Origin of the sequence: Paralcaligenes ureilyticus (assembly GCF_004346225.1) — a bacterium.
GTDB classification, from domain to species: domain Bacteria; phylum Pseudomonadota; class Gammaproteobacteria; order Burkholderiales; family Burkholderiaceae_B; genus Paralcaligenes; species Paralcaligenes ureilyticus.
Window position 1 is genome coordinate 90,881 of record NZ_SMAJ01000011.1, and the last position, 12,958, is coordinate 103,838.

The following is a 12,958-nucleotide window of genomic DNA, read 5'->3' on the forward strand; positions in this document are numbered from 1 at the left end:
GATTGAGTTTGTCACGGCAGATTTTCCCTGAAAATAATCTGGCTTTGAATCGATTCGACGCCGCTCATCACGCCGCGATGATCGCGTAAATTGGCGAAAATCCGGATGCAGCTCATGGTGGCCGATTGCGGGTTTTGGGTAATGACGGCATCCATCGAGCCGTCAATGAGCAAAGCCCGCGTGTCGGGTGTCAGGCCGTGCCCGATAAACACGACCTTGTGGGCCACACCCGCTTCCTTTAGCGCCTGAGCCACGCCGTCCGAGGCGCCGCCGATATTGTAGATGCCGGCCAGATCGGGCGATTGCTCCAGTAAATGCCGGGTGATGCGATAGTTTTCCTGTGCATTGTCCAGACCCTCGCGCAGGCCGACAACGTCGATGGCCGGAAAATACTCTTTAAACAAATACAAAAAGCCCATTTCGCGTTCTTCGTGGGCCCGGTAGCTCAGGCTGCCGGCGATCATGGCTACCTTGGCGGCACGCGGCCCGATGAAGCGGGCAATCAGATAAGCGGCCGTGCGGCCTGCCGCACGATTGTCCAGGCCGATATAGGCCGCCCGCCCCGAGTTGGAAATGTCGGTGATGAGCGTGACAACATGCACCCCCTTTTCAACCAGGAAATTGACGGCGTCGCGCACCAGCGGATGCTCGATGGCCATGAACGCGACTCCGTCGGCGCGCTCGGCCTGTTTGATCAGGCGCGCGGCGAGCAGCTGAGGGTTGAAGCCTTCAATATATTCGACCCGGCTTTTCACGTTGAAGGGAGCCCAGCTTTCTTGTGAATAATTGATCGTGTCGCCCAGCATGTTGATGAATCGGTTTGTGCCTTTGGGCAATAAAAAGGCAATGCGCATGGGGCTGGGACTTAGTGCTTCATAAATGTCTTTTTCGGGAAGGTAATCCAGTTGCGCCGCGGCCTTGAGCACTTGCTGGATGGTTATGTCGCGCACGCCGCTGCGCCGATTGAGCACCCTATCCACAGTGGCGGTCGATACGTTGGCTGCGCGGGCGATGTCGCTGACAGTCGCCCGTGTTGCGGGTGCGGCATCATGGTATCTGGCTTTCATACATCAAAATCCATCATTTTTTTTGTTTGACCCGATTATCCTATCACTATACTGTGTCGATGTGTCAGTTTGGTTAATCAAAAAACATCAAATAGCATCAGGAGACAGATATGCAAAAATATACGCGCCGCAGCGTCCTGCGCACACTTTCCGCGCTTCCGCTGATCGGTATTGGGTCTGCCATGCCATCCATCGCCCGGGCCGCCGAATTTTCATATAAATACGGCAATAACCTGCCGTTGAGCCACCCCTTGAATGTACGGGCCAAGGAAGCCGCCGACGAAATCCGCGACAAATCCAAAGGGCGCGTCCAAATCACCATTTTTCCCAACAACCAGTTGGGCGGCGACACGGATATGCTGGCCCAGGTGCGATCGGGCGGCATCCAGTTTTTTACCCCCTCGTCGCTGGTTATCGCGACACTGGTGCCGTCGGCGGCCATCAACGCCGTCGGTTTCGCTTTTTCGGATTACACGCAGGTCTGGAATGCCATGGATGGCAAGGTGGGTGCGCTGGTGCGGGCCGACATCCGCAAATCCCGTTTATATGCATTTGAAAAAATGTGGGATAACGGTTTCCGGCAGGTCACCAGCAGCAAAGCCCCTGTAAAAACCGCTGCCGATATGGCCGACCTGAAAATCCGCGTACCGGTCAGCCCGCTTTCGATTTCCATGTTCAAGGCTTTGGGCGCAGCACCCACCAGTTTGCAATTCAGCGAGGTGTATTCGGCGCTGCAAACGAAAATTGTCGATGCGCAGGAAAATCCGTTGCCGATTATCCAGGTGGCCAAGCTGTACGAAGTACAAAAGTATTGCTCGCTGACCAACCATATTTGGGATGGGTTTTGGTTTATCGCCAATGGCGCGGCGTGGGATCGTTTGCCGGCCGACCTCAAAACGGTTGTGGCCGACGCGATCAATGGCGCCGGCATGCGTCAGCGTGAGGACATCAAGAAGCTGAATGATTCGGTGCAGGCCGACCTGCAGTCCAAAGGCCTTGTCATCAACGCGGCGGCCTCGGATAGCTTTCGCGCCAAGTTGCGTCAGGCAGGTTTTTATAAAGAGTGGAAGGGCCGTTTTGGCGAGGCCGCCTGGGATGTCCTGGAACAGTCTGTAGGCAAACTGGCCTAGCCGTATTCCGGAAAACCCTATGTCGCACGCATACACTCCCGCAACTCCCGTACTGCCGCTACGCCCGAACTCGGGCATCGAGAGGGTTGCTGCGCGGGTGGGTGCCTGCCTCGGCGCCATTGTCGAGGTTTTCGCCGCCTTGCTCATTTTGATTGAAATCGCGGTGTTGTTCAGTGGCGTGGTGGCGCGCTATGTCATACATGTGCCGCTGGTGTGGACCGATGAGCTGGCCACCACGCTTTTTTTGTGGCTCTCGATGCTGGGGGCGGTGATTGCCTTGCGCCGCGGCGATCATATGCGCATGACGGCCTTCATCGACCGGGCCGGCCCCAGGGCCAAAGAAGTGTTGCAGGTATTTTCGATTACGTCATCGCTGGTCTTTTTGGTGCTGATCCTGTTTCCCGCTTGCGAGTATGCCTACGAAGAGTCTTTTATTGTTACTCCGGCCCTGGAAATCAATAATCTCTGGTGCGCGTCGGCCCTGCCCATAGGCATAGGCCTGATGCTGCTGGTTTCCGTATTGCGGCTGATTGAATCGAGCGATAAAAAAATCGTGGCCTGCAGCCTTGTCGGCACGGTTGCGCTGGTGGTTGCTTTCTGGCTGGCAAAGCCTTTGTTTGCAGGGTTGGGCGATGCGAACCTGATTATATTTTTTGTGGTGATCGTGGCCGCCAATGTGTTTTCCGGGGTGCCCATCGCTTTTTCCTTTGCCCTGGCAACGTTCGGCTACCTTACCCTGACGACTTCCACGCCGCTGGTTGTTATGGTGGGCCGCCTGGACGCGGGCATGTCGCACCTCATTTTGCTGGCGGTGCCGTTATTCATATTTCTGGGCGCGCTCATCGAAATGACAGGCATGGCCCGGGCCATGATTCAGTTTCTGGCCAGCCTTTTGGGGCATGTGCGAGGCGGCCTGTCGTATGTACTGATCGGCGCCATGTATTTGATCTCGGGCATATCCGGCTCCAAGATAGCGGATATGGCCGCCATCACGCCCGTGCTGTTTCCGGAGATGACAAAGCGCGGGTCCGAGCCCGGCGAGTTGATTGCTTTGTTGGCGGCCACCGGAGCCCAGACCGAAACCATTCCGCCTTCCATTGTTCTCATCACCATTGGCTCCGTAACCGGCGTTTCGATTGCCGCTTTGTTTGCCGGCGGTATCGTTCCGGCCGTGGTGCTGGGCGCGTCGCTATGCGGCGTGGTGTGGTGGCGCCACCGGAAGGTGGATCAGAGTCAGGTCGAGCGCGCTGGAAAAAAAGAAATCGGCCGTCTGCTCATGGCCGCCGTACCGGCCGTTTCTCTGCCATTTGTTATCCGTGCCTCGGTGGTCGAGGGCATCGCCACGGCCACCGAGGTCTCGACCATCGGCATTGTTTACTCGGTGCTGCTCGGCCTTTTTGTTTATCGCCAGTTCGATTGGAAGCGGGTCATGCCGATGTTGATCGAAACGGCCTCGCTGGCCGGCGCGATCATGTTGATTATTGGTTGCGCGACATCCATGGCGTGGGCGTTGACGCAGTCCGGCTTTTCCAGCGATCTGGCGCGCCTGATGGCCGGCGTGCCGGGCGGCTCGTACGGCTTCCTGGCCATTTCAGTGGTGACATTCATCATTCTGGGCAGCGTGCTCGAAGGCATACCCGCGATCGTCCTGTTCGGACCTTTGCTGTTTCCTGTCGCCAAGGAGATGGGGATCAACGAAGTGCACTATTCGATCGTGGTTATTTTTTCCATGGGGATCGGCTTGTTCTCGCCGCCGTTCGGCGTCGGCTATTACGGCGCCTGCGCCATCAGCAAGGTTAATCCGAGTGATGGCATGCGCCATATATGGGGCTATATCGCGGCGCTGCTGGCCGGCCTGTTTCTGGTCTGCGCCATCCCCTGGTTTTCCACCGGATTCATTACCTAGAGGCCTCAGGTAATCCAGGCCTTTATATACCCATGCAGGTTTTGTATAGAGCAACGCACGTTTTTCGGGAATGACAATGAGCACATTTTTTGGACAAATACGCCAGTTGGGTTATGTCGTCAACGACATAGAGCAGGCGATGAATTACTGGAGTCGTTCGCTGGGGGTCGGCCCGTGGTACTACAACCCCAAAGTACCCATTACCGATTATCGGTACGACGGCCGGCATTACGAGCCGCATAATTCCGTGGCCCTGGCCAATTCCGGCTTTGTGCAGGTCGAGCTTATTCAGACTCGCAACGACGTGCCTTCCATGTACCAGGATTTTCTGCGGGCCGGCCATACCGGTTTGCAGCATATTGCTTATTGGACGGAGCATTACGACAGTGATCTGGAGCGCCTGCTCAAGCAGGGGTTCAAGCCGAAAATGAGCGGCCAGGTGGGTGAGCGCGGCCGATTCATTTATTTTGACACGGAATATCACCCCGGCACCGTCATTGAGCTGTCGGAGGTGGCCGGCCCCAAGGGCAAACTGTTTGACTTGATCCGGCGTTCCTCCGAGGGCTGGAACGGCGAAGACCCCGTCCGCGATTTTCCCGATCTGCGAACCCTTTAGGCCATTCTTTGCCGCTCCCGGCAGGTACTCTTTAATGAATTCAGATCGCCTTACCGCTGCTTATTTAATTGAAACGCCGTTTGCGCCGGAAAAAATAGCGGAGATCATGGCCGGCGAACAGTCGTGCGGCACCTTTACTCGCGTGGCGGGAGAAACCGATGATTTGCGTATGCGTGCGCGTGCGCGGGTCGAGTCGATTACCGAACGGCCGGCGGTGGATGCGCCCAGCCTGCCCAATGCGTATCTGCAAGCGCGCAAAATAGCGGGGCCTTGGCGCCGGGCGCGCGTGGAGCTGTCGTTTCCGGTAGCCAATATCGGCATTAATCTTCCGACGCTGGCGGCAACCGTGGCGGGGAATTTATATGATCTGGGCGAGGTCACCGGCATGCGGCTCGAGTCGCTTTCAATGCCTTCGGCTTATCGCATGAAATATGATTTGCCCAGTCTCGGTATTGAAGGCACGCGCGCGAAAACCGGAGTTCATGGGACGAGTTTGATCGGCACGATTATTAAACCCAATGTCGGAATGTCGGCCAATGAAACGGCGCAATTGGTCAAGGTGCTGTGCGAGGCCGGCGTGGATTTCATCAAGGACGACGAGGTGTGCGCCAATCCGGCGCACGCGCCTCTGGCCGACCGCGTGCCGGCCGTTATGTCCGTTATCCGCGCGCATGCCCAGCGCACCGGTAAGCACGTCATGATGGCCTTTAACATTACAGACGAAACCGATGCCATGCGCCGTCACGCCGATCTGGTGGAAAAGGAGGGCGGCAGTTGCGTCATGGTCAGTCTGAACTACTGCGGATTCTCGGCCGCCCAGACCCTGAGGCGAAGTACGGGCCTGGCCTTGCACGGTCATCGAAACGGATTCGGCGCCTTGTCGCGCCACCCCTTGCTGGGCATGTCTTTTCAGCCCTATCAGGCTTTGTGGCGCCTGGCGGGGGTTGATCACATGCACGTGCACGGCTTGCAGGGGAAATTTTCGCAAACGGATGAGGAGGTTGTCCACGCTGCCCGGGATTGTTACGCCTCTATGTCGGACGAAGTCGATGACCGGGTGTTGCCGGTGTTTTCGTCGGGTCAGTGGGCCGGCACCGTGCCTGCAACCTGGTCGGCGATTAAAAGCGACGACCTGCTGTTCATGTCGGGCGGGGGAATCCTCGCCCATCCTCATGGGCCGGCTGCGGGTGTTGCCAGCCTGCGCCAGGCTTGGGAGGCGCAGCGTGGCGGCGTCACCCTTGAGGAATACAGCCGGCATCATCCGGAACTTGCCGCGGCACTTGCCTTTTTCGGCCAGCCTCGATAATGACATTGAAAGCAGGTTGGTACGGCGACGATTTTACCGGGGCCACGGATACCCTGGCCGTTGCGGCGCGTGCCGGTTGGCGTACGTTGTTGTTTCTGGATGTGCCGACCCCTGCGCAACTGGCCCTGGCGGGGGAGCTCGATGCCTTGGGCGTGGCGGGCTCGGCCCGGACAATGAGTCCGCAGCAGATGCGGGAGGCATTGCCGCGCATCGGCGAATTCTTCAGGCGGATGCGCGTTCCGGTGTTGCTTTACAAGTGCTGTTCAACGTTTGACAGCTCGGCGCAAACCGGCAGCCTGGGCACGGCAATCTCGGTGTTGGGCGGCTACGTTGACGATGACACGGTGTATGTCGTGGGCGGGCAGCCCGATATCGGCCGGTTTTGCTGCTTCAGCAATCTTTTTGCCGCTGTGGGCGCCGGTGGCGAAATCTGCCGGCTGGATCGTCACGCAACGATGAAGGCGCATCCGGTGACGCCCATGAACGAGGCCGATTTGCGCCGTCATTTGAAGCGCCAGGGTGTCAAGTCTGTCTTGCCTGTGCACTACCCCTGTTATGAACTGCCCGAACGTGAACTCGATGATCGTGTGGATGCTTTGTTGTCCGACCTGCGCTCAAAAGAGCAGGGCGCCTTACTGTTTGATGTTGCTCGCGCGGACGACCTCGCGGTGATCGGGCGGCAGCTTGCGCGACAATCTGAACGTGGGTCTTTATTGACAGTTGGCCCGAGCGCCGTCGTCCAGGCGCTTGCGGTGCATTGGAATCGCACGCAGCCCGCCTTGCGTGATAGCCTCCCGCCCGTTGCGACGATCAAGACCTCGTTTGACGGCAGGCTGGATGTAGGCCAGGGGCGGGTGGCCAGGCATGCGGATATCGGCGCCGTATTTGTTTTTGTCGGCAGCATGTCGCCGGTTACGGCTGTGCAGGTGCGCCATGCAGGTTCGTATGAGCATGTACCCATCGATGGCGTGGAGCTGATTGAAAGCCCTTCCTATGCAAATCTGCAGCATGGTGTCATTACGGCATTACTGGATGCGGGCCGGCATGTATTGGCCTACGTGACGGCCAGCCCTGTTGCATCGCGCAGCGTGCCCCCGGGCGACCTGGCGCGCGCCACGGCCGGCTTTATCAAGAGGGTGGTCGATCAACAGGCCGCGGGCGCTGCACCGCTGCGCCGCCTGGGCGTGGCGGGTGGAGATACGTCCAGCCTGGCGGCCAGGACGTTGGATATCTGGGCCTTGTCCTTTGCCGGAGTACTCGCTCCGGGGGTGACATTGTGCCGGGCGCATAGCGACGATTCACGCTTGCATGGCCTAGAGCTTATGCTTAAGGGAGGCCAGATGGGTTCGCCCGATATCTTTGAACGGCTGCTCGCCTGAATAGTGCGCTGATAACCTCATGAGCCGCCTCTCATTCCGCTCCTGAATCAGTCGTGTGTCGGCTTTGCGTGGGTTTTATGGCAGCCACAAGGGCTGCCGCTACATATACGTACCTGCCGCTAATGTAGTGGCAGCCCTTGTGGCTGCCATCCCAATCAGCCTACTATTGGTTTAGAAACGGAATTAATACGAGGCGCGGTTTATTATGCCTTGGCGACTTGCGGCTCGCAGCGCACCTCGGTTTTAACCGAATTGGCAATGAAACATTCTTCGTGCGCTTCGTGGTGCATGTTCTCAAGTTGGGCCTTGGTCGGGATTTTCTCGCCTGAAAAACTGACCTCGGGTTTAAGCGTGACCAGCGTCATGGCCCAATTGCCTTCGGTGTTTTCTCCCATCACCCCGGCGGCTTTATCCAGATACTGATCGACGCAGAACCCCTGTTTGGCGGCTATCGACAGAAACCACAACATGTGGCAGCTGGAAAGCGCGGAAACGAAAAGCTCTTCAGGGTCGACCGCCGTTTTGTCCGACAAGGGGGCGGGCACCACGTGAGGCGATGAAGATGCGTGGACTTCCGCACCGCCGTCAAAGCGCAGGGTATGTTTGCGGCTGTACTTTTTGCCCAGGAAGTCCTGGCCGTTGCGTGTCCAGCTTACTTCGACTACATACTCTGCCATAACAAGATCTCCTGGCGGCGAATAGCGGATTCCTGCGGGTGTAATACGCTGATGCGGTGAGGCGGCCTTGCGAGTTGTCTCTGGGCCGGTGCCCGCTACACCTGGATGAAGCGGCCGATGCCGGCCACGCAAACAACCAGTATGCCCAGAATAAGGTTCACGCCGATAAGCTTGCGGATCAGGTTGAGCTCGTGCGCGCCTTGAGGCCAGTTTTTTGCTTCGACGGCTTGTTTCAGCCGCGGCAAAGGCCGGTAGCAAATATACAGGAAAATCACCATCATGAGGATGCCAAGCGTCATCATCAGATGCACATGCATTCCCACGCGGGCCAGGCCGCCCAATAATTCAAAGGTCATCCAGAAACCGGTGATAAGCAAAATCAGCACCGCCAGCCATATCCACGGAAAAAAGCGTTTGAAGACCTGTGTCCATAAGGTTAGTCGCAGGGTAGGTTCAAGCAGTTGGCCGGCTACGGGGCGTAAAACCAGATAAGCGAAAAACATGCCGCCCACCCAAATGACTGCGGCAAGAAGATGCAGGGTAATGGCTAATGGCATGTGGAGGTCTCCTGTGATGAGTGCCGCAAGGGCAGCCGGTATTTCAAGGTGTTGGATGGCACCCACAAGGGGTGCCGCTACAAACACATGTTCGTCGCTAATGTAGCGGCACCCCACGTTTTGTAGTGGCACCCCTTGTGGGTGCCATCGCCACTACATCATACGTCAATGGCGTCCATCGACCCCACGCGTTTTCTTAGCTCGAATTTCTGTATCTTGCCCGTGGACGTCTTGGGCAATTCACCAAACGCAATATAGCGCGGCACCTTGAAGCCTGTGAGGTGCTGCTTGCAATGGGCAATGATCTCTTCGGCGCTGACCGTGGCGCCCGCCTTCAGCTCGATAAAGGCAAATGGCGTTTCGCCCCATTTCGGGTCGGGCTTGGCGACCACGGCGGCGGCCAGTATGGCGGGATGGCGGTATAGAACGTCTTCGACTTCAATGCTGGAAATATTTTCTCCACCTGAAATAATGATGTCCTTGCTGCGATCCTTGATCTTTGCGTAGCCGTCCGGGTACAGCACAGCCAGATCGCCGGTATGGAACCAGTCGCCGCGAAACGCCTCTTGCGTCGCCTTCGGGTTTTTCAGGTAACCCTTCATGGTGATGTTGCCGCGGAACATGATTTCACCCATGGTTTCTCCGTCGGCCGGCACCGGCAGAAGGGTGTCGGGGTCTCGCACCGAAATCGCATCCTGCAAATGGTAGCGCACGCCCTGGCGGGCGTTGAGCCGCGCGCGTTCGCCGATATCCAGACGGCTCCAGTCCTCATGTTGGGCGCAGACCGACGCCGGCCCGTAGGTCTCGGTAAGCCCATAGACGTGAGTAAGCTCAAAGCCCAGTTGCTCCATTCCTTCGATCATGGAGGCGGGAGGCGCGGCCCCCGCCACCATGGCATGCACTTTGTGGGTGATGCCCGTTTTGAATTCGTCGGGAGTATTGAGCAGCATATTGTGAACAATCGGGGCGCCGCAATAATGGGTGACGCGCTCTTTGCGTATCAGATCGAAGATGGCCACGGGATCGACGCGGCGCAAGCAAACATTGACGCCGGCGCGCGCGGCAATAGTCCAGGGAAAGCACCAGCCGTTGCAGTGGAACATGGGCAGCGTCCACAGGTAGACGGCGTGTTTGGGCATGTCCCATTCAAGAATATTGCTGATGGCGTTGATGTAGGCACCACGGTGGTGGTAGACCACACCCTTGGGATTACCTGTTGTGCCCGAGGTGTAGTTCAGGCAAATGGCTTCCCATTCGTCGGACGGCGGCTGCCAGTTGTAGTTAGGGTCGCCGCCGGCGAGCAGGGTTTCGTAATCAACGACTCCAATGCGTTCGCCTGGCCCTTGATATTGAGTATCGTCGATATCGATGATCAGGATAGGGTGCACTGCCGACCGCTCCACAAGTTTTAGCGCCTGGCTGACAAGCGGGCTGAATTCGCGATCCACCAGCAGTGCCCGAGCCTCGCCGTGGGTGAGCATGAAGGCGATGGTTTCCGGGTCGAGCCGGGTGTTCAGGGTATTGAGCACGGCGCCCGTCATGGGTACGCCGAAATGCGCTTCGACCATCTCCGGGATATTGGGCAATAGGGCGGCGACGGTGTCGCCTGCCTTGACGCCTCGCGCAATCAGCGCCGAGGCCAGCCTGCGACTGCGGTCGTAGGTTTCCTTCCAGGTGCGCCGCACCGCGCCATGCACCACCGCCGGGTGCCGCGGGTAAACCGCGGCGGCGCGTTCGATGAAGGTCAGCGGCGTGAGTACGGCATAGTTGGCCCGGTTTTTATCCAGCCCATCGGCATAAATGTGGCTCATCATGTCTCTTTTCAAATGCGTGCTTCGTGCCGCCATGGCGGGGTACGAACTTCATCCTACTATCTTCCCGAAATGCTGTCTATGAGCCGATCGAGGGTAATAGGGTTGGGTTCTTGCTTGGCTGGTATGGCACCCACAAGGGGTGCCGCTACAAAAACGTCAGCCGTTCGAAACGATTCGTGAAATCGTTGACGTTCATGGTCGCTTCTACAAATACGTATCCGTGAATCATGTAGCGCCACCCCCTGTGGGTGGCATTCCCGTCAGGAAAAATAGGCGGCGATCAGTTCTGCGGCGCGTTTTCCGCTGCGTACGGCCCCTTCCAGTACAGCTGGATAGCCGGTGTCGGTATAGTCGCCGGCTATCCAGACTCGTGGCCAGGGGGTGGCGTTCTCTGGCCGGGCCAGGTCCGGAGTGGCCGCAAATGTCGCCCGTTTTTCGATAATCGTGGCATGACCTCGCACGGGCGGCAGGGCTGGAAACCCTTGGATCTGCTCGCGCATCTGCTCCAGAATTCCCGCAACAATGTCTGCTTGCGCGTGCTGCTCCAGTGATCGAGCGTCGCTGATCACCACCGTCAGCATGGAGCGTTGGCCTTCTATGCGTGGGTTCGTCCTCGTCGGCCCTGGGCCTGGTATTTTTTTGGACGGGTTTTCTGCCACGCTGCCGTCAAACAGCCATTGGCCAAACTGACATTTCTCGGGATAGTCGTACAGCATCAGCATGGGGGCGGGCGGTTTCCAGGCGCGCTCCAACTCCAGCGTAACGGTCACAATGGGGTTGTAGCGCAATGCCGCCAGTTGCGTCAGATAGGCGTCACCCGCGGACGACGGCGCGTCGTGCTTTAGCAATCGCAAGGCCGAAGGAGCGTTGGTCGCAATCAGCGCGGCGTCGAAGCGTTCGCCTTCGACCTCGACATGGGTAGACAGGCGGTTCAGGTGGCGCACGGCCTGGCCGTAACGCAGGTCGAGTTTTTCTGCAGCCCGGGTCGGCCATAGCTCGGATAGACGAACGCGCGGCAGCATGATGTCGCAGGCGCCTCGGGCACCACCCAGACTGTCGCGCAGAACATTGGCGAGCAATTGGGCGCAGGCCTGTTCGATGGGAGTATTCAGCGTCGCCAGGCATAAGGGTCGCCAAAAGCGGCGTACGACCGAGTCGGATTGCCGGCCGGCACGTAGCCAGTCGCCGACCGTGGCGCTGGCAGGTACGACCCAGCCCCGATCTCGCAAATTTTGCATCAGGGTGATGAGCCGTACACGTTCCGTCACGCTCAGGCCGCGCGCAACCAGTATCCCGCCCAGCAGGTGCAGGGGGGCGGGCAGCAGCGCGGCTTTAAGACGAAAACTGCCGTCCGCGGCTTGCAGGCTAAGCCGTAGCCGCTGCAGGCGCGATTCCAATGGAATCTGCAGCTCGCGCATCAAGGCCCAGGTTTCGGTATAAGCGCCCAGCAGTATATGCTGGCCATTATCGATGGTTGCGTTTAACGGCGGCGATTGGACGCTGCGTGCCCGCCCGCCCAGGGTTCGCGCCGCTTCGAAGACGACTGGCTGATGGCCGCTGCGCTGCAGATAAATCGCCGCGCTCAAACCTGCCCAGCCTGCGCCGATGACGGCTATTTTCATCTGGCTAGTTGTTTCACAAGGCCGCGCCCGCCTCCGACCCAGGTTTTCCAGGCCAGCCACAGCTTGCGTATGGGGGTGAGCGAAATGCGCTGATCCAGCACATGCCAGTTGTCGCGTTCGATTTCTTCAAGCAGGGCGTAATAGATGGCGGCCATCATCAAGCCGGGTCGTTGTGCGCGTCGATCAGCTTCGGGCAGCGCACGCATGGCCTCGCGATAACACTGCCTGGCGCGCTGCGTTTCAAAGCGCATGAGTTCAACGAAACGTTCGGAGTGCTGGCTGTTCAAGATTTCCGAGGCCTGAACATTGTATTTCTGCATATCGTCCACGGGCAGGTAAATGCGGCCGCGGCGCGCATCGTCGCCTACGTCTCGAATAATGTTGGTCAACTGAAACGCCAGGCCCAGCTTTTGGGCGTATTCCAGTGTAGCGTCTTGGGTATAGCCGAAAATGCCGGCAGACAACTCGCCCACGACGCCTGCGGCATGCCAGCAGTATTTGCTCAAGCCGGCCCAATCCACATAACGCGTGAGATCCAGATCCATTTCCATGCCGTCGATAATGGCCAGCAGCCGCGTGGCGTCCAGACGGCACGGCTCAATATGCGGGGCGAGGGCCTGGGTGACTGGATGGTCGGTCTTGCCCACGAACATTTGTTCGATTTGCGTGCGCCACCAAGCGAGCTTGATCCGTGCGACGGAAGGATCCGAGCACTCATCGACGACGTCGTCCACCTCTCGGCAAAAGGCGTAAAGCGCCGTGATGGCCTTGCGCCGCTCGGGTGGCAAAAACAAAAATGCGTAATAGAAGCTGGAACCGCTTTGAGCGGCCTTTTCTTGGCAGTATTCGTCAGGGCTCATATTTTGAAAAAGAGGTAGGCCGAA

Annotated in this window: 11 protein-coding genes; 5 read left to right on the forward strand and 6 right to left on the reverse strand. The window is 58.3% G+C overall.

Annotated features, from left to right (window positions below):
- Nucleotides 1-11: 11 nt before the first annotated feature.
- Complete coding sequence (locus tag EDC26_RS13995; protein ID WP_132583669.1) at nucleotides 12-1,067, reverse strand: LacI family DNA-binding transcriptional regulator; 1,056 nt, start codon at nucleotides 1,065-1,067, stop codon at nucleotides 12-14.
- 110 nt (nucleotides 1,068-1,177) lie between these two features.
- Between EDC26_RS13995 and EDC26_RS14000 the strand changes: the two genes are divergently transcribed.
- From EDC26_RS14000 to EDC26_RS14020, 5 genes are all read left to right on the forward strand, one after another.
- Nucleotides 1,178-2,197: a TRAP transporter substrate-binding protein gene (locus EDC26_RS14000; protein ID WP_132583671.1), complete on the forward strand. Its 1,020-nt coding sequence runs from the start codon at nucleotides 1,178-1,180 to the stop codon at nucleotides 2,195-2,197.
- 19 nt (nucleotides 2,198-2,216) lie between these two features.
- Nucleotides 2,217-4,103, forward strand: coding sequence for a TRAP transporter large permease (locus tag EDC26_RS14005; RefSeq protein WP_132583673.1), 1,887 nt, complete (start codon nucleotides 2,217-2,219; stop codon nucleotides 4,101-4,103).
- A 76-nt stretch (nucleotides 4,104-4,179) separates the two neighbouring features.
- On the forward strand, nucleotides 4,180-4,719 hold the full coding sequence (locus tag EDC26_RS14010) for a VOC family protein (protein WP_132583675.1): 540 nt from the start codon (nucleotides 4,180-4,182) through the stop codon (nucleotides 4,717-4,719).
- Nucleotides 4,720-4,753: 34 nt separating this feature from the next.
- A complete protein-coding gene (locus tag EDC26_RS14015) occupies nucleotides 4,754-6,025 on the forward strand; it encodes a ribulose-bisphosphate carboxylase large subunit family protein (protein WP_132583677.1) in 1,272 nt (423 codons plus the stop codon).
- Nucleotides 6,025-7,404, forward strand: coding sequence for a four-carbon acid sugar kinase family protein (locus EDC26_RS14020; RefSeq protein ID WP_132583679.1), 1,380 nt, complete (start codon nucleotides 6,025-6,027; stop codon nucleotides 7,402-7,404). Before EDC26_RS14015 ends, EDC26_RS14020 begins: the two co-directional genes overlap by 1 nt.
- A gap of 203 nt (nucleotides 7,405-7,607) precedes the next feature.
- Here EDC26_RS14020 and EDC26_RS14025 read toward each other — a convergent pair whose 3' ends face one another.
- The 5 genes from EDC26_RS14025 to hpnD all read right to left on the reverse strand — a co-directional run bounded on the left by EDC26_RS14025 (nucleotide 7,608) and on the right by hpnD (nucleotide 12,934).
- Nucleotides 7,608-8,081 carry an OsmC family protein gene (locus EDC26_RS14025; RefSeq protein ID WP_132583681.1) on the reverse strand — a complete coding sequence of 158 codons (474 nt, stop codon included), beginning with the start codon at nucleotides 8,079-8,081 and terminating at the stop codon, nucleotides 7,608-7,610.
- 95 nt (nucleotides 8,082-8,176) lie between these two features.
- A complete protein-coding gene (locus EDC26_RS14030) occupies nucleotides 8,177-8,638 on the reverse strand; it encodes a CopD family protein (RefSeq protein WP_132583683.1) in 462 nt (153 codons plus the stop codon).
- A 158-nt stretch (nucleotides 8,639-8,796) separates the two neighbouring features.
- Nucleotides 8,797-10,449: an acyl-CoA synthetase gene (locus tag EDC26_RS14035; RefSeq protein ID WP_132583747.1), complete on the reverse strand. Its 1,653-nt coding sequence runs from the start codon at nucleotides 10,447-10,449 to the stop codon at nucleotides 8,797-8,799.
- Between the two features lie 263 nt (nucleotides 10,450-10,712).
- On the reverse strand, nucleotides 10,713-12,074 hold the full coding sequence (gene hpnE, locus EDC26_RS14040) for a hydroxysqualene dehydroxylase HpnE (protein ID WP_132583685.1): 1,362 nt from the start codon (nucleotides 12,072-12,074) through the stop codon (nucleotides 10,713-10,715).
- On the reverse strand, nucleotides 12,071-12,934 hold the full coding sequence (gene hpnD / locus EDC26_RS14045) for a presqualene diphosphate synthase HpnD (protein WP_132583687.1): 864 nt from the start codon (nucleotides 12,932-12,934) through the stop codon (nucleotides 12,071-12,073). The genes hpnE and hpnD overlap by 4 nt, the downstream gene beginning before the upstream one ends.
- Nucleotides 12,935-12,958: the final 24 nt, after the last annotated feature.